We start from the raw sequence: 21,237 nt of genomic DNA, 5'->3' as shown, positions 1-21,237 counted from the left end.
TTTAAGGTTCGAAGTGATAAGCTCCACCGCGTGTCACGATATGATAAGGCGTTTCGGCGGTTGTATCTTGAATCACAATCGCATACTTGTCTTTACGTCCTGATTGAATACGATATTCAATCGCTTCATCAGGCAACTTTAAAGTTGTGATTTCTTCATCTTCAGATACCACTTCCATACCAAACCAATCCCGCCATTGATTGACCACTAACGCTTGTTGTGTGGTTTGAATTTCAATGGCTTTTATTTTGAATTGCGGTTGAAATCTATTTTCTAACGCCTCAACACGTTCTTCTTCTGACTTATTCCACTCTATAAAGAACGGCGGTTTCAATTTCGCATCCGGCTGATTCAAATATAATAAACGCCAAGACGTTTGTTCACCTTTTTTATTTTCTCGGCCCATTTCAATTGGTCCTACGACATCTAACCCTTTCGCTTCAAACTCTTCTTTGAGTTTATCTAAATCATTTGTACGTAAGGCGATTGCTTTAAAGCCTTGTTCGAAATTATCTTGTACGATTTTCGCAACGAAAGATACACGTCCTTCATTCGATTTAATAACCTTCTTCAACTTTTCTTCATCGTTTACACCGATAATTTCAATATAAGCCAAATCTGTATAAACCAATTTATTATATGTACCATAGCGATTGTGTAAGCCGCCTGGTGATAACTTCATTACTTCTCCTGGATACTCAAACTCATCAATATGCTTGATATAATGGATGATATGATCAAATTTCAACTGAACCATTTAGACCATCCTCTCTTCATTTTTCTTCATCTTATCAAATTATGAATCGAATTGCCTTTTGAAAGACTAATTTCAAAAAATCTCTTGATTTTTATTTGAGAATTTTCTACAATAGTAAAGTAAATTAGTTAGCTTAGCTAACCTTTTTAACGAAATCAATCAATCAATTACCCTGCAAAAAAATCAAACTGATTTCGTTTATATATGAGGTTGTGACGTTTTACTGAGGTCTCAACCTCTATCTTAATTTAAGGAGCTACAACATGGAAATCAATCAATTATTTAATAGCTTTACTGAATTATATAGACCTTATGTAAAAAGCGTTCAACCTTTACTTGATCAGTATCAGCTACATACTGCTCAATTTTTAGTTCTAAAGGATATTTACTTACATGAACCGACAACACTTGTCGAAATTTCTAAACGTCGTTGTATTGAAAAACCATCAACACGTAAATTATTAAAAGTGTTACATGAACACGACTTGCTGACTGTTACACCAGGGGAAGATAAAAGACAAAAACTATTAAGTCTGACGGATAAAGGTAATCAGATTTACCACGAAGTCATCGAAAAAGTAACAGCACTTCAACAACAAATCGTTGAAGAAGCAGGTCTTAGTCAAGATGATATCGAGCAAACCATTCGAACGCTCAAAGCTATCAAACATCAGTTTTAAGGAGGGATTTCGCGTGGATCATTCTCAACACGCACCAATATGGACTAAAAGTTTCAATATGAACTTTATCGTCAACTTCTTCGTTTATCTTTGTATGTATCTGTTAATCGTTGTCATTGCAGGCTACAGTAAAAACGAATTTGGCGCTTCAGATAGTTTATCCGGATTAGTAACCGGATTATTTATTGTCGGCTCATTAATCGGCCGTTTTATTACAGGAAAATATGTCAATGCGATGGGACCTAAACGTACATTAATTATAGGATTGATTTTTCTTATCGTAACGCAAGCCCTTTACTTTATAGAAGGTTCATTAGGTTTCTTAATGTTTACCAGATTAATTAATGGTGTTGCGACAGCAGTTGCGACTACTGCGACAGGAACAATAGCTGCGTACATCACACCACCTGAACGTAAAAGTGAAGGTATCAGCATGTTCTCACTCAGTTTAGTTCTCGGAACAGCTGTCGGACCTTTCTTTGGTTTATTATTATCAAATCAATACTCCATTGATGTCTTATTCGCTTTATGTTTAGTATTAGGCATCATTGGTTTAGCTTTATCATTCTTCATTCATATCAATTTTGAAACAACTAAAGTTTCTGAAACTCAACCATCAAAAGGTTTCAGCTTAAGTCAATTTATCGCTAAAGATGCAGTACCGATTGCGATTGTAATTTTAGTAACTGGTGTGACTTACTCATCTATTCTGACATTCTTAAAATTCTTCGCAGAAGAGCGCAATCTAGTCGCAGTTTCAAGTTACTTCTTTATTTTCTATGCCTTAACATCATTAGTCACACGTCCAATTACAGGTCGTTTAATGGATAACAAAAACGAAAACGTTGTAGTTTATCCATCTTATTTCTTCTTACTTATCAGCTTTGTGCTTTTATTCTTTGCACATTCAGGCTGGATGTTATTACTAGCAGGTGCAGCGTTAGGTGTAGGTTACGGTAACTTATCATCACTTATGCAAGCTATTGCGATCAAAGTGACGACACCAGAAAAATATGGCCTAGCCACTTCTACTTTCTTTATCGGTATTGATTTCGGTATCGGCTTCGGCCCTTCTGTATTAGGTGTCTTCACTTCATCTATTACTTATGCACAACTTTATGGCTTCATGGCTATATTAACTATTATTACCGCAGGACTTTACTATGTCCTACATGGCCGCAAAGTAAAATATTTAGAACGTGCTTAATTATAAAAGTGCAGATCAAAACGGTCTGCACTTTTTTATATAATCCATCCTTTTTCAATAGCTTTTTTCCACGCATCAAAACGATTTTCTGTCTCCATTTTATCAATAATGACAGAAGTATAATTACGAACTGTCCCGTTTGAAAGAAAAAGCTTTTGTGCAATTTCTTTACTTGAATAACCATTGCCGATTTCTTTCAGTATTAATTGTTCTGAAGGCGTTAATGGATTTTTCTCATTAAAATATGTAGTCATCAGTGTTTCACTATATTCTTTTTGTCCTGCCATAATATTATGCATGGTCTGAATCAGTTCTTCTACGGAACGTTCTTTTAATACATAAGCATCTACATCATTTGCGACTGCTCTTTCAAAATAACCTGGTCTTTTGAACGTCGTTACAATAATGACTTTTGTATTTAACTTTGTTTCTCTTATTTTGTTCAATACTTCTAAACCTGTTAATTCCGGCATTTCAATATCTAGAATTGCAATGTCAGGCTGATTGGATTCAATCATTTGCCATGCCTCTGCTCCACTTGAAGTATCAGCAATAATGTTAATATTTTCATCCATCTCTATAAGTTGAACCATCGCTTTTCTCAGCATTTCTTGGTCTTCAGCTAGAACAACATTTATCATAAATTATCACCTCGTGGAATTCGAATCATTAATGTAACACCTTGTTCAGATTTTATTGCAACTTCACCATCTAATAATGCTGCACGCTCTCTTATACTATGCAGTGTAGCTTCAGGTTTACTGATACCTTTGCCATTATCACTAATTATCAACGTAATGATGTGTTGCGCTTCTTTTAATGTACCAGTTACTTTTGTCGCATGTGCATGTTTAATAATATTATTGACCGCTTCTCTCAATAGCATAGCTAATATAGACTGTTGTCCTTTATTTAATGTTCTAGCAGTGGATTGTCCCTCGAAATCAAAAGTAATATCTGCTTGTTTTAATAGTTGATCTACAGACTTCACTTCTTCTTCAAAATCTTGAAATTTCAGATGTTCTACAATAGTTCTGACTTTATTTAATGCCTCTTTAGAAAGTTGATTAACTGCTAACATTTCTTCTTTGGCTTTTTCTGGATTTTGATCTATCAACTTAGAAGCAAGCTCAGATTTTATGCTCAAACTGGCAAATACATGACCTAACGTATCATGTAAATCTTGGCCGATTCTTTGACGTTCTTGTTCAGCAATCAATAAATTGATGTGACGATTTTTCTCTTTCATTTGCGCCCTTACTTTTTTATTTTCTATAAATCTAAAGTTAATGAACAACGAAATGATTACAACAAGAATCAGTACGACAACTATTGGTAAAGCTTTTGGAAGTAAGTATAGTGAAAGACCAGATGCGATGAGTAAAGCAATATAAAATAGTATACTTTCCACTGACTTTACAGTCGCTTCATAAACATATGGCAACACATAAGAACCAAAAAAGAAAAACATGATAAATGTGCTGCCCATTGCCCAACAAAAATAAAGTGTGCCGATCAAATAAATCATCCATACAATCAACCGCTTCACTTTAAACTGATAAACATCAGATAAAATTAAAATACCATAATTAATTATGAATACAGCAATCACTATAATAGCAATTACTTTAGGTCCTTTGATGTCTTGATAAAATAAAGCGATAATTGGAAACAACAAGTAAATAAAACTCGCAACGCCCATTGGGTTTCCTTTTATTTTTCTAAGCAAAAAAGACATTACATCACGTCCGATTTCTTTTGAATAACTAAAGCAATGATTATAAATAGTATACAATACCCCAAAAGAAAACCAAGTGCCGCTATATTAATCGTTTGATGCTGAATAAAATCTAATCCTAGCTGTTTTAATCGGTAGGTCGGCATATATCGAGAGATAGAAGCTAGCCATTGAGGAAACAAGCTAATAGGAAACCATAATCCACCCACAATCGCTAAAACAAGATACAATAAATTACCTATACTACTTGCTTGCTTCACATCTTTATGTTGTGCCAGTAATAACCCTATGGACAAAAATAAACTGGATCCAATCCATAATAATAATCCTGATACTAACCATTCATAAAGAGACATATGAATGTGTCTAATCATTCCTCCAACACTAAACATCAGAATAATTGAAAATAAAAAAAGACTCATGATTTTGAATACTTTAGCTACATAATATTTAATGGGTGTCATCGGTGTCGCAAAAAGTTTTTTCTGCCATCCGTTTTGTTTATCCTGTACTAATTCAACAGGGAAGGTCAATAAACAATAACTAGTTAAACTAAAGACCGTCATACTCATCAAACTTTCTTTATAAATTTGATTGGCTTCTGATTGTGGTACTTTAGTTAATGAAGTGAAAATCAAGAAAAATACTAACGGCATCCCTACTGAAAGAATAAGATATATTTTTTGTCGCAAAGTGATTGTCCAATCTAATTTCAAATATTTAAAAATCATGATAGAATCTCCCCTTCACTTTCAAATACATAATCTTCTAATGAACTTTTCTTAATTTCTAACTCATTTAAATCTATATCTATTTCAATCAATTGTTGTAAAACTTTTTGAACCGCATCTGTTTTGATTTGAAGTTCACTTTGATCCTTTTGATAACTTAATTGAGTTTGATTTTGAATGATTGACTCAAATTGTTCAGGTAGATATATCGTTGATGTTTTATCAAGGTGTTTTAATTGTGAAGGTGAACTATCATTCATTATCTTTCCTTGTTTCAATACGATAACACGATCCGCAACCTTCTCTACTTCTTCAATATAATGCGTCGTATATAATATGGTAATACCTCGAGCCTTCAAATCATTTATGATGTTCCAGAAATAACGTCTTGTTTTAGCATCCATCGCAGACGTCGGCTCATCTAAAAATATTAATAAAGGTTGTCCTGTTAACATCAATATAAAATCTAATAAACGTTGTTGACCTCCAGATAATTTAGTCGCGTATTGATTTAATTGTTTATCAGTAAACTGGGTCAATGTTTTAAACTTGTTGTAATCTAACGCTTTTTTATAAACCGATGAATAAAACGCATAGAGTTCTTTTACTTTGACCCATTCATTAAAGATTGATTTTTGAAATAATACGCCGATATTATTTTGTATAGCAGAATCCCTTTCAATACGCCCTTCATCTGGAACTAAATTACCTAAAATCAAATCAATCAATGTGGACTTACCTGCTCCATTTACGCCTATTAAAGCGATACATTCTCCTTCTTTTATTTCAAATGAAACATGATCTATTGCTTTAGTATTGTGGAATGATTTAGTTACACCGTTTACTTTTATCATTTAATCACCTCTTTATTTCCTTGATTTAATGATATATTTTTAAAAATTGTAAACATAGTAACGTTTGTCATAAATTCTCTATGACATTTGTCATTTTCTTGTTTTATACTTTTAGCACTTGAATCAACTTTTCTTTCAACATATTCAATTTCGGTTCATAATTTCCGTGATAACGCACTTTTTTTACTATTATAGTAAATTAAAGAGAATAGATTTATATTGAAATTCGTTATATAATATAATAAGTAAAACAATTATTATTCCTGGGGGAATACAACTATGAAAGGGCAAGAGGAGGAATATCAATGTCAAAGACAATTGATCATTTAATTGAGACAGAATGTAAACTTAGCCAGATTAAATATTGGCTAAAAGCAGAACATCATCTTACCATGGAGGAGTTCATTATTTTATACCGCTTCAATGGTACTGACAAAATTACAGGTAAAGTATTGAGGGATACCCTCCATTACGACATGAAATGGAATACGAGTAAAATTGATGTATTAATAAGAAAACTTTATAAAAGAGAACTGATCGCAAAAGAGCGTTCAGAAACTGATGAACGCCAAGTCTTTTATTTATTAGATAAGACACAACGTGAATTCGTCGCATCTGTCATCAAAGAATTTGAAACCTTCGCAAAGTAATCATTATGAAAAAGCACGCCTTTCCGAAAAAAATCAGAAAGACGTGCTTTTTATTATATATTTCATTCGACTTAACCGCCGATATAGTTCATATTAATTTTCTTACGTCTGCGATTTGCGACCGTTTGTTCAGTTCGTTCATCTGAATATCTGTCATCACGAATATGCCATAACTCTTCGAATTTCGCTTGTAATTCATCGTCCGTTTTACCAGAACGCATAAATTCTTTGACGTTAAATCCATCGACTGTGCTGAATAAGCAGCCATAGAATTTACCATCAGAAGATAAGCGTGCTCTCGTACATGTTGAACAGAATGACTGAGAAACACTCGTAATTAAACCGAACTGTGCTCCGTTATCTTTATGACGATAATATTTTGCGACTTCACCATAATATTTCGGTTCAACCGCTTCAATATCAAATTCATCTTCGACCATCGCAAGCATTTCATCTTTTGTGACAACTTTACTGAAGTCCCAGCCATTGTCATTACCGACATCCATAAACTCAATAAATCTTACAACAATATTTTTGTCTTTGAAGTACTGAATCATTGGGATGATTTGGTCATCATTGATACCTTTTTGAACAACAACGTTCACTTTCACTTTAAAACCGATAGATACCGCATAATCAATTTGTTCTAGGATGGTATCTGCTTTGATATTACGGTTATTGATAGATTGGAATAATTCGTTATCAATAGCATCTAAGCTGACATTGATACGTCTTAATCCGGCATCATAGAGTTTTTGTCCATGTTTTTTCAACAATAGACCATTGGTAGTCAGACCAATATCTTCTACACCGTCGATTTCATTAAGAGCGGCAATTAATTTATATAAATCTCTACGCATTAAAGGTTCCCCGCCAGTGATACGAATCTTCTTCACACCTAGGCGAGTATATACGCGAGCAATTCTTTCCATTTCACTAAAAGTCAATAATTCATCTTTGGGTAAAAAGACAAAGTCATCGCCGAAAATTTCTTTAGGCATACAATAATCACAGCGGAAATTACAGCGATCTGTCACGGATAATCTTAAGTCACGAATCGGGCGACCTAATTTATCTGTTATTTGTTTTACCATCTTTTGACCCCCTTTTCTTTCTCTCTTATCGCTTGATACATCTCATCAAAGCGATTGATCTCTGACTCTGGCTAAATCATCTTGGTAGTTAATATTTTGGTACCAATCAGGTCTTGTATCAACCTCATGAACATCCAGCCAATCAGAAGCGACTTGGTTATAAACATGTTTCATACTGTAATCATCGGATTCTAGTGCACGTGCAATGACTGGTAAACACGTCGGACTATAAAATGCGATAGTAGGAATCGGATACCCCTCTTCTTCATACCCCGCAATATCTAACTGGTCTTCAATGACATGCTCAACCATAAATTGATATAACGTGCTGACAGCTTTTTCTGTGATTAACGGTGTATCTACTGAAATCACAAAGAATAGTTCTGCTTCAAAATCTTGCTTCATTACTGAGTAGATGCCTGAAAGCGGTCCTTTCGCTTGATGTTCTTCATCATCTACGACCACTTTGACATCTTCAAATTGATCAGCCAATTCCGCACTAGAACTAATGATAATCTCATTAAACATATTGGCTTCATTCAAGGCTTCGATAATATGTTGATAAAACATTTTACCATTGAGCCTCGCAAATGCCTTAGGCGAACCGAAACGTTCTGATCGTCCGCCTGCTAAAATAATTGCTTTCACTTTCTTAACCTCCGCTTACCGGTGGAATCAACGCAACGACATCAGAAGGTTGAATCATTTCATCATTTGGCACAAATTCTTCATTCAAGGCGATTTGGAATTGTTTGCCGCTGATTTCTGGATACGTTTCAAATAAATATTTTTTAAACGCCTCTACTGTCATTTCATTCTCTAGTTCAAATTCTTCTGTACCTTTTTGTAAGATTTCTTTAATCTCCGCAAAATAAAGAACTTTCATTCTGTTTGCCCCCTTTCAATGGCATCTTCATGGTAACCACGTTGATGACCGATCCATTGTGCGCCATCTTCCCATATTTCTTTCTTCCAAATCGGCACTACTTCTTTAATACGATCAATCGCATATTCATTTGCCGCATAGGCATCTTTTCTATGTGGTGAAGAAACTGCGATTAATACCGCAATATCGGAAATATGCAATGGTCCGATACGGTGAACAATGCTGACAATCGTGCCAGGCCATTGTTCGTTGATTTCATCGCCGATTTGAGCTAATTTTTTCTCAGCCATTGGCACATAAGCTTCGTACTCAAGATGTTCTGTACGAATGCCTTTTGTCCATTCTCTAACATGACCTGTAAAGACCACTACTGCACCCTGATGCGGTGTCAGTGTAAAGTCTCGATAAGGTTCTGTTTGAATCGGCTCAGTCACAACTTCAAATTGTTTCATTTTGACTCATCCTTTTTTCTATCGATAAAAGTTAATAACCACTTTTTAAAATGACTTAACTCTGTATTTTTTTGAAACGGTAACTTATATTGTACATGACTCAGCTCAGATAAAGAAACTAATTCCGCTTCATCTCTATAAATAATCACTTTATCATAATCCGCTTGTTTAAAACCTTCAACTAGTAACACATCATAATCAATCGTGACTGCTGATTCAATAATGTGGGATAAAGTTTGTTCTGTTGTACGTGTGACTGTTTCTCTTAACGCATGACCTTGCACAATGCTTTGGTCTGCCCCTGCTTCAAAATGTTTCATATGATCGACTTCTGCTGCTTGTAAGGTAATATCTTCACTACCATGTCCATGATGTTTAATCGTCACTACACGATAACCTTGTGCTTTCAGAAACTTAACTGTTTCTGCCATCAAGGTTGTTTTGCCAGAATTTTTATATCCCACAATTTGTAAAATCATAGTGCTAATTCCTCTTCAAAGGTATCTGTTTCAGTCAGAATGACATCCACTGTGTAGCCTTTTTCAAAGCCGCGTGTACCGCTCGGCAACATAATCATCGCATTACTGTGTGCAATCGCGACAACCGCACCTGATTTGTTGAAACCAGAAGGTACTACTGTTGTTTGTAAACCATTTAATGTAGCTTTTGCACGAATGAAACGTGTGAATGGATTGGCTTTTTTGAAGTCTTCCATCAATGTGGCTTTTACAACTTGAGGGAAACGTTCAATCGCGCCCATCATATTTAAGACTGCTGGTTTTACGAATAATTCAAATCCTGTATAGCACGCAGATGGATTCCCTGATAAACCAAATAAATATTGATTATTTGCGACAGCAACTGTTGTGACACTGCCTGGACGCATTTGTACTTTATTGAATAATACTTCTGCACCGATTTCTTTGTAGATAGCTGGTAAATAGTCGAAGTCACCAACAGATACACCGCCTGTTGTGATGACCATATCATGAGAAGCGAGTGCTTCTTTAACGACTGCTAAACTGCTGTCGAAATCATCTTCTTGAATTTTATAAACTTCACAGTCTAAGCCGAATTGATTTAGTAAGCCTTGAATCATCGGTCCATTAGAATTACGGATTTTACCTGGTTCTAATTCATCACCGACATCTAATAACTCACTGCCTGTCGCAATAATAGCTGCAGATGGTAAGCGACGTACAGGCACTTCTGTATAACCGAAGGTCGCAAGTACTGCGATAGCCCCAGCATTAATACGTTGGCCTTCTTTTAATACGACATCTCCGACTTCTGTTTCCTCACCTTTTAATGAAATATTTTCATTATGTTCGAAGGTTTTACGAATCGTAAATGAATGTTCACCTTCACGTGTTTGTTCTAACATCACTACCGCATCTGCACCTGCTGGAATTTCTGCCCCTGTCATAATACGGACAGCTTGGTTCGGTCCGACTGTTTTATCTGACACACTGCCTGCACCGATGTGATCAATGACTTCAAATTCAATACGGTTGTCACCGCTTGCACCTTTTGTATCTTCACTTCTTAACGCAAAGCCGTCATAAGGTGATTTATTAAAACGTGGAATTTCATACGTTGCCACGATATCTTCAGACAGTATATATCCTAAACTGTCATTTAAAGGCACTTGTTGTGTTTCTGTACGAAATTCTTGTGCTACCACACGTTTGATTGCTTCTTTTACCGCAATTGGATTTCTTTTTTCAACTGGCATAAACTATCTGCTCCTAACATCTATTTTATTTCATGCTATAATGTCTAAGCGAGGAGGAATAACATGTCTGAATTTACTCATATCAACGCTCAAGGTAATGCGAAAATGGTCGACGTTTCTGATAAAGACATCACAAAACGTGTTGCGACAGCACATTCAAGCATTACTGTTAACGAAGCGATTTACAAGCAAATTGTAGAACATACAAATAAGAAAGGTAATGTGCTGAATACTGCCCAAATCGCGGGAATCATGGCAGCTAAGAATACCTCTACGATTATTCCTATGTGTCATCCGCTCTCACTGACGGGTATCGATATTGCCTTTGAATGGGATACAACATCGTCATATACACTTAATATTGAAGCTACAGTCTCTACATCAGGGAAAACCGGTGTAGAAATGGAAGCTCTCACAGCCGCTTCAGCAACGGCTTTAACCGTTTACGATATGACCAAAGCACTTGATAAAGGGATGGTCATCGGCGAAACTTACCTTATCTCAAAATCTGGCGGAAAATCCGGGGATTACCGCAGATCATAAACTATTGTTGTTCATGTTTTACCCTTTTTATAGGTAAACATGAACTTCACAACAGCACTACGGAACCATTGACGTTGTGATTTTACTGTCACAACGTACAATCGTTCCGTTTTTTTTCATGTTACTCCTATTATATAATGCGAATTCTTTAAGTTAAATAGGCTGAATGGATGAAAAAACTGATGAAATCTTATGAAATCAGTGATTGGCTTAAGTGTTTTCCCTTATTCAATCAAACAGTACAGTGAAGAAGCGGTTAGTCTTCTACCTGAGTAAAATCTAACCGCTTCTTCTTGCCTTTTATTTTGTTAATTCATGAATGAGATGATTCAATTCAGGTTTAATTAATTTTTCAATCGCTAATCTCACCGCACCAGATGAACCTGGCAATGAGAAAATCAATTGTTCACCTACTGTACCTCCGACAGCACGTGATAATAAAGCACGTGTTCCCACATCTTCAGCATAACTTAAATATCTGAATAACTCCCCGAAACCTTCAATTTCTTTTGTTAATAAAGGAGTTACTGCTTCAATCGTCACATCACGTTGTGCGATACCTGTACCGCCCGTCGTAATAATGACATCCACATCTTCATTCAACCATTGTTGTACTTGTTCAGTAATCGCTTGTTTATCATCTTTGACGATTGTGTAATGATCATCTGTAATTTCCACATTAATCTCTGATAATAATTCTTTAGCCAAATTACCGCCTTTATCTGTTTCTTTTGTTCTTGTATCAGACACAGTTAAGACTGCTGCGTTGATGGTTCTATCTAATTTGACATTCACGTGTTCATTTTTCATTCATTAGGCCTCCTATGTGATTTACTCAACCGAGTAATTGGTTCATTAATTTAATCGCTTCTTCAGGTTTCGTCATGCCATGTATCAACATGCGTCCGCCTGAGAAACTGACGATTCGATGATTGTTGAATTCGAAGCGAATCATATAAGGGTTCGCATGATACTTAATATGATGCGTTTCAAGATATTCCTTCAACATTTCCTGGGTAATATCCTCATTATTGTATTGAACTGTATCTCTTCCGCATAATGTCGCAAACTGTAAATCAGTATGATTTAAATGTGGATAGGTCGCATGTTCACTACACGTATGACAATCAGCTTTAAACATACGACTGAATCCGAATGTATAGTGTGTCCCTTCCCAAATATCACCATAAGTTAATTTAGGCGTAAAAGGTGTTTCAGTCAGGATTTTCAATGCATCACGTGTTTGTAAACTCGTGGTCATGGTTACCGCTGGTTGAATTACCCCTACTGTATCACACGTCATGTTAATGACTGGTAATTGCGGCATCAGACAATTGAAACACGGAGTTTGTCCAGGAATGAAAGCTGCTTCGATATATGTACTTTGTACAACCCCGCCATATATCCAAGGTATATTATATTTATACGCAAAATCATTCACTAATAAACGTGTATCGAAATTATCCGTCGCATCTAAAATTAAATCTACCTCAGTTCCATGCGCTTCTAGAAACTGGGGATTGACTTGAGCGATATGCGCCTCAATGATGACATCACTTCGGATTTCTTGCAGCTTTTCTTTCGCCGCAATCACTTTCGGCATCGCGTCTGTCGCATCTTGTTCTGTAAACAACATTTGACGTTGTAAGTTGCTGAACTCGATGTAGTCACGATCAACAATCGTTAACTGTTTGATGCCCGCTCTGACTAAACCGTCCGCAATGTGTGTTCCTAATGCACCCATGCCGATTATCAGCACATGTTTTTGCGCAATTTTCTCTTGGCCTTCTCTGCCTATATGTTTAAACAAAATTTGTCTGGAATAACGTTCTGACATCTTTCGATTCCTTTCTTAAAGTGCATTGTCTTTATTATAAGACGAATAGAGACGTGTTACAATCGTTCGAATTGTAGTATGTCACCTAAAATCCGGTCATGCCAATAGAAGACAGACCGGATTGAAACTTTTTATTATTCAGCTGGTACAGAACTTAACGTTATAATTTCATCCGCCAATTGTTCTGCTTCGTAATTAGAATGTGTCACAAAAATAATCGGGATTTGCCATTCATCAAAGAGTCGTTTCACTAAACGCATACTTTCTTCTTTAGTCGCATCATCCAAACTAGAAAATGGTTCATCTAATAAAAGTAAATCAGGACGTGTGCTTAATGCACGTGCTAATGCGACGCGTTGTGCTTCCCCGCCTGATAATCGAGCTGGAAATTGTTTTTGTAAATAACTGATGTTTAATTGATGCATCAACGCTGTAATATGTTCAGAAGGTTGCGCCATAAACGTGATATTTTGAAAAACTGTCATATTCGGAAACAATTGATAGTCCTGAAATAAATAGCCTAAATGACGCTCTTGAATTTTAACATTCACAGATGATTGCGTATCCGTTAACACACGTTCGTTGACTTTGATATAAGCGTTATCTGCAGCCCTTAAGCCTGCGATCATATTCAAAACAGTCGTTTTCCCCACTCCTGAAGGTCCTCGTATCGCATAAATTTTAGGTACTGTATCTTGAATATCTAACTTCAGTAACTGTCCTTTTAATTGATGTGTAATTTGGATGGTCAACATCTTAATCCACCTCCAAATAACGATCTTTGTTCATTAAGTTAATCGTACCAATAACAGTAATCGCAAATGCGACTAATACTAATACCCATAGCCAAGCTTGGTTCTCTTTGCCTTGTTCAACTAAGAAATAAATCTCTAAAGGCAACGTATTGGTTTTATTTGGAATATAACCCGCTACCATTAAGGTTGCTCCGAACTCACCGATTGCACGCGCAAATGCCATCATCACACCAGATAAAATAGCACGCTTAGATAGCGGTAAAATCAGTCTGAAGAAAATTTTATTTTCACTTGCACCCATTGTTCGTGCTGTATTCAACATTTTATGATTAATACCTCTAAAACCTTGAATCGTATGTTGATACATTAACGGAAAACTGACAATCACAGAGGCAATAATTGCACCAGTGATTGTGAATATGACAGGCATATGTAAAACATTTGTCATAAATGCGCCTACAGGGCTTCGTGGTGAGAAAACAATTAATAATAAGAACCCCATGACTGTCGGAGGTAACACAATCGGCAGGATAATAATACTCTCAAGAAGTGTCACAATACGTCCACGACGTCGATATAACAGTCTTGAAATTAAAATCCCAAGTACTGTTACAATAATCGTGCTGATTACAGCCACTTCAATTGATATCCAAAATGGCGTTAAATCAGGCATTTCCACTCCTCCTACGCTTCAAATTGATAATCTTTTAAGATTTGTTTCGCTTCATCTGATTTTAAGAACTCAATCCAAGCTTTCGCCGTCTTATTATCAGATGTTGTTCCGGCTTCATAAACAATCGGTTGTTTTAATTTCACCGATTCGATTTCTTTTACTTTATCATTTTTAGTTTTGTTTTTATATAAATCCGTTTTATAAACAAAACCGAGTTGCGCGTTCCCTTTTTCCACATAATTCAAGACTTGACGGACATCTTTCGCAAAGACAAGATGATCTTTAACGCTGCTGTATAATCCATTATCTTTTAAGTAACCTTCTGCGTATTTACCTGCAGGTACAGAGTTCACTTCGCCTATCGCAAGTTTTTGTCCATCTTTTAAATCTTTGACTGATTTTAAATCAGTGCCTTGTTCACCAATTAATACAAGTTGATTTCGCGCATAATCATAAGTGTTATCAGCTTTCTTCTTATCTTTTAACGCTTGGACATCTTTTGTGTTGGCTGACATAAACACATCAACAGGTGCACCTTTTTCAATTTGTTGTCTTAACGATCCTGATCCGCCGTAGTTAAATGTAATATCAACATCTGAATGTTTTTTCTTAAATGCTGTTTCTAAATCTTTCGTCACATCCGTTAAACTTGCGGCAGCTGCGACATGTAAAGTATTTTCTTTTTGATTACTGTTTGTTTCTTTTTTATCATTTGAACATCCAACAACAACTAAGCAGACGCTCAACAATATAACCGCAAAGTATTTCAACTTCATCTTGAAGAAGCCTCCTAAAAATGATTAATTCACTCTCGATTATACGCTTTCGCTCCATAAATTCCAATTTGAATTTAACCATTATCTTTTGTCTTCGCACAAGAAAAAGGCCAATATGACATTGACCTTTTGATTATAATTATAAAATTTGAACAAAACGTTTAAAGGCTTCTAAGCCTTCAGTATCACGTTTAAACACACCTGCATCTTCTAAAACTCGTTTGAATTTCTGACCTACCGCATCTAAAACAATACCTTCAGCATTTTCAGGTGTAAATTGATGTTTCGCTTTTAGTTCATCTGCGAAATCTTGATGCACACCTAAATCTATATCAGTTTCACCTAAAACATAGTGTTCCACTTGTTTAAGCTCATGTTTTAAACGTGCTGGTAAAATCGCAGTTCCCATCACTTCGATTAAACCGATGTTTTCTTTTTTAATGTGTTGTACATCTTGGTGCGGATGGAAAATACCATCTGGATAATCTTCTGATGTTTGATTGTCTCTTAGTACTAAATCTAATTCAAAACGACCTGTTTCTTGACGGTAACGTGCAATCGGTGTGATGGTATGATGACGTTCGCCCGCCTCACTTTGTGCTTTGACTTGAACACTTTCATCACTGTACGCATTCCATTGATTGAAAATATGTTCTGCCGCATCAATGAGTTGTGCTTGATTATTACCTTTTAAACGGATTACACTCATCGGCCAATCTAACAACACCGCTTCTACTTCAGGATAATCATCAATAGTAAAACGTTCTATTTCTGTCGCATTATCCATCGGGAAAGTGTGGCGCCCTGTTTGGTAATGGTTGTGAGACAAGATTGAACCGCCTACAATCGGCAAGTCCGCATTAGATCCCGCAAAATAGTGCGGAAATTGCTTCACAAAGTCTAATAGATTCACAAAAGTTTGTCGTCCGATCTTCATTGGCACATGTTGTGCAGATAATACGATACTATGTTCTGGGAAATAAGCGTATGGTGAAAATTGGAATCCCCAGTCTTCTCCATCTAACTTAATACGCGCAATTCGGTGATTACGACGTGCTGCTTGGGTTACAGAACCTTGGTAACCTTCATTTTCCATACATAACGCACATAAAGGATAACTTGTTTGTTTTGCTTCTCTTGCTGCCGCAATTTCTTTCGCATCTTTTTCAGGTTTAGACATATTAATTGTAATTTCTAAGTCACCATAGTTCGTTGGTGTATAGAAATGAATATTTTGTGCGATGGCATCTGCCTTTATATAGTGGTTGCGCATACAAATATCATATAAATATTGCGTCGCTTTCTCTGGACTGTCTTGATACAACTGTCTAAAATTGCGATTAATAGTTGAAGGTTTCGGTGTGATTAAATCTAATAGTTTCGTTTCAACCATTTCTTTTTGATATACCGCATCTTCTATTAAGTGATGTTCAATCATTCGATTAATCCAGTGTTGTGCAATCGCATTCGGTGTATCAAGCTCTGAGATATCTCTATCCTCATGTTCGATATCTTCTGCTTGTGTAATCTCTAGCACTAGGTTTTGAATATAGAAAGCATCTTCCTTTTCAAAATCCCCATATTCTACAGCATATGAAATAAAGCGTTGTATCAGCTGTTGATTCAGCTTCATGATACGGCCTCCCTTTTTATTTATCTTCGTAGCCATTCGGATGTGCGCGGTGCCAGTGCCAAGCAGTTTCAATAATTTCATGAATATCATCATGTTTCGGCTCCCAGCCTAACACGTTACGTGCTTTATCACTTGAAGCGATTAATTTACTTGGATCACCTGCACGACGTTTACCGATTTCTGATTTAATCTTTTCACCAGTCGCTTGGCGTGCTGCTTCCACAATTTCAATAACAGAGTAACCTTGACTGCTGCCTAAGTTGAATGCGCCGCTCTCACCGCCATCTTTTAAGTAACGATACGCTAAAATATGCGCTTCAATTAAATCTGTGACATGTAAATAATCTCTGACACATGAACCATCTTCTGTATCATAATCTACACCGAATACCGTAATCGCATCTCGTTGTCCTAACGCTGCTTCTAATACAATAGGAATTAAATGTGTTTCCGGATTATGATCTTCACCAATCGTACCGTCTTCACGTGCACCTGCGACGTTGAAGTAACGTAATGCTGCATAGTTCATACCATATGCGTTATGGCACCAATGCATCATTTTTTCCATCATCAATTTACTTTCGCCATAAGGGTTGGTCGGTGCTTTTTTCGCATCCTCTGTAATCGGGACAACATCTGGTTCACCATAAACTGCTGCTGTTGAAGAAAAGACAATATCATTCACATCATGTGCTTTCATCACTTCAAGCAACACTTGCATACCATAGACGTTATTATTGAAATAATCTAAAGGTTTCTCTACCGATTCTCCAACTAATGAATAAGCACAAAAATGGAAGACACCTTCAACATTTTCCGTTGCGAACACTTGATTTAAGAATTCGCTGTCACGGATATCTCCTTCATAAAAACGTGCTGCTTTAGGCACGGCACCTCTATGACCTGTTCCTAAATTATCCACCACTGCGACATCATAACCAGCATCTATCAATTGATGCGCTGCATGGCTGCCGATATAACCAGCACCGCCTAATACTAAAACTGACATGATTTTCCTCCTTAAAGTTCGATTGTTTTCACGCCGTCACCGATATTGACATGGTAAAACGATGGCGCATAACCAATCTTGTCTGTATAAATACGAGAGACTTCATCTTCTAAATCTTTAACTTTTGATTGATGAACTAAAGCAATCGCACATCCTGCGAATCCTGCACCTGTCATACGTGCACCAAGGACTCCATCAACATTTTGTGCAGATTCTGCTAAAGTATCTAGCTCTTTGCCCGTCACTTCATAATCATCCTTCAATGAAGCATGGCTTTGGTTTAATAATTCACCAAAGCGTTCAAAGTCTGATTGCGCTAAAGCATCATACGCTTCTTTAACACGTGCGTTTTCAGTAACTGCGTGACGTGCACGACGACGTATCGTTTCATCTTCAATTAAATGCGCATATTTTTCGAACGTTTCAACGTCTATATGTCCTAACGCTTCAATATCCAATTCTTGTTGAAGTAACGCTAATGCTTTCTGACATTCTTCTAACCGTTCATTATATTTAGATTCTGCTAATTCACGACGCTTATTCGTATTCATAATAGAAATCGTGTAATCTCCGAATTCAGTTGGAACATAATGATACTCTAACGTATGCGTATCTAATAAAATCGCTTGATCCTTTTGACCCATACCCACAATGAACTGGTCCATGATACCTGAATTGACACCGATAAATTTATTTTCTACTTTACGTCCAAGTTGAATTAATTCTAAGCGCTCTACATCTAAGTTAAAAAGTTGTTTCATTAACCAACCAGTCAGCATTTCAATAGAAGCTGAAGAAGATAAGCTTGCACCGTTTGGAATGTTACCTTCAACGATGACATCAAATCCTGAGTCAATTTTATAACCCGCTTCAATTAAAAACTTAACCATGCCTTTTGGATAGTTCGCCCAACTATGGTCAGCATTGTAATCTAAATCATCTAATGAAAAAGAAATAATACCTTTTTCTTCAAAGTTCAAAGAGTAAAAACGAATCGTACGATCTTCACGTTTACGTGCTAAACCGTATGTGCCCAATTCAATAGCAGCTGGGAATACATAACCGCCATTATAATCTGTATGCTCTCCGATCAAATTAATACGTCCTGGTGCGAATGCGGCAACATCTGGCTTTGTTTCAAAATGCTTTTCAAATTGCGTTTGCATAGATGCCAACATAATATAACTCCTCTCACAAGGTAAATTTATTAGTAAACACAATTAAAGTTTATTTGTTTACTAAATGTTTTGTCAACACTTTCATTGGTTCTTAAAAGAAAAAGATTGTCGCTCTATTTGTTTCGTTTGTATCACAATATGCATGGCAGATTGACGTGTTTTTTGAATACGTTCTTTTGCCATTAAGACAGCACTTTTACCAAACTGCTCGATATCAATACGCACACTCGTCAATGATGGTGTTACATATTGATTCACATCTAAGTCATTGAATCCGATAACCCCAGCATCTTTAGGGATTGTGACACCTCTTTGTTGCAGGCCTTGAATTAAACCGATTGCGACCATATCATTACCCGCTATCAACACATCAGGGATAGTGTCCGCTTCTGTTATCGCTTCAAAACCATCTTCTCGTTCCCAACCGATTAAATTGCCATTCGGTATCTCATCATGTTGTTGACACCAAGAAAGATATGCGTGATATCTTGCATCATTTTCATACGCTTCTTTCCCATCTAAATTACGTTCTTCGCGTATACCTCCATAATAAGCGATATGTGCATCATGATAAGCGTCCCTGATTTGATTCAGCAGCTGATACATGGCTTGTTCTAGATCAGAGTACACTGCATCGATATAATCAGGAACTTGCTTATTATTAATCACCACCATATTAGGGTTATGGCGATAAATTTCTTTTAAAGCTTCCAATGAGAAATTACCGATGACTAACACTGCGCCTGCTTTTTTCACATCTTGTAAATCTTGTTTTTTAAATCCTGTTTCAATTCTAAGTGTCTTCTTTAATGTTAAATTTAATTTCTTAATTTCAGACTCTATTGCTAAACGCAATTCACGATGAAACGGGTCAGCCATTTCTCGTCTACGAGACGCATAAGTAATGATTTGAACTTGGCGATTTACACGTTCTGCTTTGTGATATTCAAGTTCTTTTGCGGTATTTAAAATACGAGTTCTTGTACTGTCGGCTACAGACAATGTCGGATCTTCATTAAGTACACGCGACACTGTACCTGGACTGACACCCGCTTGTTTTGCGATATCTCTAATACTTGCCATAATTGACACCTCTCTTTTGTTTACTTTAAGTTTACTACGCTCTGTTTACTTGTACAACTTTTCATTTTAAATAATGAAACATTTCATGCAAATCTTTTTTGTAAATTGAAGTGATGTAGTATATTGTTAAATTAAGGAGTCATGCATATGAATAAAGATAAAGATGTTTTAACGAATCAGACAATTGTCCGCTTTGAAGATGGAGAATTATTTGAAACAACTGATAGTTATGTTACAGAATTTCCATTAACTGTCATGGTTAATGGCGAAGAATTTGCAACCGTCATCTGCAGTCCAGACTACATGGAAGAATTGGTACTGGGCTTTTTAGCGTCTGAAGGTGCAATTTTAAAACGCAGTGAATTGAAATCGATTCAAATAGATGACAGCAAGGGGTTTGCACATGTTGAATTAACGAAAGACTTAGGGGATCGTTTCGAGTATTCAACCAAGCGCATGATTGCTTCATGTTGCGGTAAAAGTCGTGAATTTTATTTCCAAAATGATGCGGCGGTGGCTAAGACGTCATTGTCGAATATCACACTCACACCTCAACAGGTCATCAATATGATGACGAGACTACAAACTGCAAGTAAACTGTTCAAACGTACAGGCGGCTTGCATAACGCGGCCATCAGCGACGGTGATGCTTTCTTTGAACACCGTCAAGATATCGGTCGACATAACGCACTCGATAAGTTATATGGTTTCTGTATTGAACGTCATATTCCTGTTCGAGACAAAGTCTTAATTTTCAGCGGTCGTATTTCATCAGAAATTCTGATTAAAGCGGCTAAAATCGGAGTTGGTGTTATTCTTTCTAAATCCGCACCGACTACGTTAGCTGTGACGCTTGCGAATGACTTAAACATAACAGCCATTGGATTTATCAGAGATGGCAACTTCAATATTTATAGTCACCCAGAACGAATAAAAGCTGTGTCCTCACAAGATTAACTTGTGAAA

25 protein-coding genes are annotated in these 21,237 nt (G+C 36.4%); 5 read left to right on the top strand and 20 right to left on the bottom strand.

Annotated features, from left to right (window positions below; translation table 11 throughout):
- Position 1: 1 nt before the first annotated feature.
- Positions 2–757, bottom strand: a complete 756-nt coding sequence (locus tag HMPREF3270_RS03785) for a VOC family protein (RefSeq protein ID WP_070847990.1) — start codon at positions 755–757, stop codon at positions 2–4.
- Between the two features lie 263 nt (positions 758–1,020).
- Between HMPREF3270_RS03785 and HMPREF3270_RS03780 the strand changes: the two genes are divergently transcribed.
- Both HMPREF3270_RS03780 and HMPREF3270_RS03775 read left to right on the top strand, forming a co-directional pair.
- Complete coding sequence (locus HMPREF3270_RS03780) at positions 1,021–1,437, top strand: MarR family winged helix-turn-helix transcriptional regulator (RefSeq protein ID WP_070625749.1); 417 nt, start codon at positions 1,021–1,023, stop codon at positions 1,435–1,437.
- Between the two features lie 58 nt (positions 1,438–1,495).
- A complete protein-coding gene (locus HMPREF3270_RS03775; RefSeq protein WP_052032787.1) occupies positions 1,496–2,644 on the top strand; it encodes an MFS transporter in 1,149 nt (382 codons plus the stop codon).
- A gap of 35 nt (positions 2,645–2,679) precedes the next feature.
- On the opposite strand, the gene HMPREF3270_RS03770 is transcribed toward HMPREF3270_RS03775, so the two are convergent.
- From HMPREF3270_RS03770 to HMPREF3270_RS03755, 4 genes are read right to left on the bottom strand one after another with little or no spacing between them, the layout of a single operon-like run.
- On the bottom strand, positions 2,680–3,285 hold the full coding sequence (locus HMPREF3270_RS03770; RefSeq protein ID WP_070847987.1) for a response regulator transcription factor: 606 nt from the start codon (positions 3,283–3,285) through the stop codon (positions 2,680–2,682).
- Positions 3,282–4,373 (bottom strand): sensor histidine kinase, encoded by a 1,092-nt coding sequence (locus tag HMPREF3270_RS03765; RefSeq protein WP_218117694.1) that lies wholly within the window; start codon positions 4,371–4,373, stop codon positions 3,282–3,284. Before HMPREF3270_RS03765 ends, HMPREF3270_RS03770 begins: the two co-directional genes overlap by 4 nt.
- Positions 4,374–4,381: 8 nt before the next feature.
- Positions 4,382–5,113 (bottom strand): ABC transporter permease, encoded by a 732-nt coding sequence (locus HMPREF3270_RS03760; protein ID WP_002479592.1) that lies wholly within the window; start codon positions 5,111–5,113, stop codon positions 4,382–4,384.
- Positions 5,110–5,967 (bottom strand): ABC transporter ATP-binding protein, encoded by an 858-nt coding sequence (locus tag HMPREF3270_RS03755; RefSeq protein ID WP_023014988.1) that lies wholly within the window; start codon positions 5,965–5,967, stop codon positions 5,110–5,112. The genes HMPREF3270_RS03760 and HMPREF3270_RS03755 overlap by 4 nt, the downstream gene beginning before the upstream one ends.
- Before the next feature lie 305 nt (positions 5,968–6,272).
- On the opposite strand from HMPREF3270_RS03755, the gene HMPREF3270_RS03750 reads away from it, so the two are divergent.
- Positions 6,273–6,617 (top strand): transcriptional regulator, SarA/Rot family, encoded by a 345-nt coding sequence (locus HMPREF3270_RS03750; protein WP_002479594.1) that lies wholly within the window; start codon positions 6,273–6,275, stop codon positions 6,615–6,617.
- 71 nt (positions 6,618–6,688) lie between these two features.
- Here the strand turns inward: HMPREF3270_RS03750 and moaA are convergent, their stop codons facing one another.
- From moaA to glp, 6 genes are read right to left on the bottom strand one after another with little or no spacing between them, the layout of a single operon-like run.
- On the bottom strand, positions 6,689–7,711 hold the full coding sequence (gene moaA, locus HMPREF3270_RS03745; protein WP_023014989.1) for a GTP 3',8-cyclase MoaA: 1,023 nt from the start codon (positions 7,709–7,711) through the stop codon (positions 6,689–6,691).
- 45 nt (positions 7,712–7,756) lie between these two features.
- Positions 7,757–8,359: a molybdenum cofactor guanylyltransferase MobA gene (gene mobA / locus HMPREF3270_RS03740; RefSeq protein WP_070847981.1), complete on the bottom strand. Its 603-nt coding sequence runs from the start codon at positions 8,357–8,359 to the stop codon at positions 7,757–7,759.
- A 4-nt stretch (positions 8,360–8,363) separates the two neighbouring features.
- Complete coding sequence (moaD, locus tag HMPREF3270_RS03735; RefSeq protein WP_002479597.1) at positions 8,364–8,597, bottom strand: molybdopterin converting factor subunit 1; 234 nt, start codon at positions 8,595–8,597, stop codon at positions 8,364–8,366.
- Entirely contained in the window at positions 8,594–9,049 is a 456-nt protein-coding gene (locus HMPREF3270_RS03730; RefSeq protein ID WP_002479598.1) for a molybdenum cofactor biosynthesis protein MoaE, read from the bottom strand. The genes moaD and HMPREF3270_RS03730 overlap by 4 nt, the downstream gene beginning before the upstream one ends.
- Positions 9,046–9,528 carry a molybdopterin-guanine dinucleotide biosynthesis protein B gene (mobB, locus tag HMPREF3270_RS03725; RefSeq protein ID WP_002479599.1) on the bottom strand — a complete coding sequence of 161 codons (483 nt, stop codon included), beginning with the start codon at positions 9,526–9,528 and terminating at the stop codon, positions 9,046–9,048. Before mobB ends, HMPREF3270_RS03730 begins: the two co-directional genes overlap by 4 nt.
- On the bottom strand, positions 9,525–10,784 hold the full coding sequence (gene glp / locus HMPREF3270_RS03720) for a molybdopterin molybdotransferase MoeA (RefSeq protein WP_023014991.1): 1,260 nt from the start codon (positions 10,782–10,784) through the stop codon (positions 9,525–9,527). Before glp ends, mobB begins: the two co-directional genes overlap by 4 nt.
- A 63-nt stretch (positions 10,785–10,847) precedes the next feature.
- On the opposite strand from glp, the gene moaC reads away from it, so the two are divergent.
- Positions 10,848–11,327, top strand: coding sequence for a cyclic pyranopterin monophosphate synthase MoaC (gene moaC / locus HMPREF3270_RS03715; RefSeq protein WP_002479601.1), 480 nt, complete (start codon positions 10,848–10,850; stop codon positions 11,325–11,327).
- A 300-nt stretch (positions 11,328–11,627) separates the two neighbouring features.
- Here the strand turns inward: moaC and HMPREF3270_RS03710 are convergent, their stop codons facing one another.
- From HMPREF3270_RS03710 to HMPREF3270_RS03670, 9 genes are all read right to left on the bottom strand, one after another.
- The gene (locus tag HMPREF3270_RS03710) at positions 11,628–12,137 is read right to left on the bottom strand and encodes a MogA/MoaB family molybdenum cofactor biosynthesis protein (protein WP_002479603.1); all 510 of its coding nucleotides are present in this window, start codon (positions 12,135–12,137) and stop codon (positions 11,628–11,630) included.
- 25 nt (positions 12,138–12,162) lie between these two features.
- A complete protein-coding gene (locus HMPREF3270_RS03705) occupies positions 12,163–13,164 on the bottom strand; it encodes a ThiF family adenylyltransferase (RefSeq protein ID WP_070847974.1) in 1,002 nt (333 codons plus the stop codon).
- 134 nt (positions 13,165–13,298) lie between these two features.
- Positions 13,299–13,919, bottom strand: a complete 621-nt coding sequence (locus tag HMPREF3270_RS03700; protein WP_070625760.1) for an ATP-binding cassette domain-containing protein — start codon at positions 13,917–13,919, stop codon at positions 13,299–13,301.
- A gap of 1 nt (position 13,920) precedes the next feature.
- A complete protein-coding gene (gene modB / locus HMPREF3270_RS03695; protein ID WP_002479606.1) occupies positions 13,921–14,592 on the bottom strand; it encodes a molybdate ABC transporter permease subunit in 672 nt (223 codons plus the stop codon).
- An 11-nt stretch (positions 14,593–14,603) separates the two neighbouring features.
- Positions 14,604–15,368 carry a molybdate ABC transporter substrate-binding protein gene (gene modA, locus HMPREF3270_RS03690; protein ID WP_060803660.1) on the bottom strand — a complete coding sequence of 255 codons (765 nt, stop codon included), beginning with the start codon at positions 15,366–15,368 and terminating at the stop codon, positions 14,604–14,606.
- 139 nt (positions 15,369–15,507) lie between these two features.
- The gene (galT, locus tag HMPREF3270_RS03685) at positions 15,508–17,001 is read right to left on the bottom strand and encodes a UDP-glucose--hexose-1-phosphate uridylyltransferase (protein ID WP_070847971.1); all 1,494 of its coding nucleotides are present in this window, start codon (positions 16,999–17,001) and stop codon (positions 15,508–15,510) included.
- 16 nt (positions 17,002–17,017) lie between these two features.
- The gene (gene galE, locus HMPREF3270_RS03680) at positions 17,018–18,010 is read right to left on the bottom strand and encodes a UDP-glucose 4-epimerase GalE (protein WP_070847968.1); all 993 of its coding nucleotides are present in this window, start codon (positions 18,008–18,010) and stop codon (positions 17,018–17,020) included.
- 11 nt (positions 18,011–18,021) lie between these two features.
- Positions 18,022–19,188 (bottom strand): galactokinase, encoded by a 1,167-nt coding sequence (locus HMPREF3270_RS03675; protein WP_070847965.1) that lies wholly within the window; start codon positions 19,186–19,188, stop codon positions 18,022–18,024.
- 81 nt (positions 19,189–19,269) lie between these two features.
- Positions 19,270–20,271, bottom strand: coding sequence for a LacI family DNA-binding transcriptional regulator (locus HMPREF3270_RS03670; protein ID WP_070847962.1), 1,002 nt, complete (start codon positions 20,269–20,271; stop codon positions 19,270–19,272).
- Between the two features lie 147 nt (positions 20,272–20,418).
- On the opposite strand from HMPREF3270_RS03670, the gene fdhD reads away from it, so the two are divergent.
- Entirely contained in the window at positions 20,419–21,228 is an 810-nt protein-coding gene (fdhD, locus tag HMPREF3270_RS03665) for a formate dehydrogenase accessory sulfurtransferase FdhD (protein WP_070847959.1), read from the top strand.
- Positions 21,229–21,237 lie beyond the last annotated feature (9 nt).

The organism is Staphylococcus sp. HMSC65H10 (assembly GCF_001839185.1).
Classification (GTDB): Bacteria; Bacillota; Bacilli; order Staphylococcales; family Staphylococcaceae; genus Staphylococcus; species Staphylococcus simulans.
Note: the sequence above shows the minus strand (reverse complement) of the source record. Positions and strands in the feature narration are given on the sequence as shown.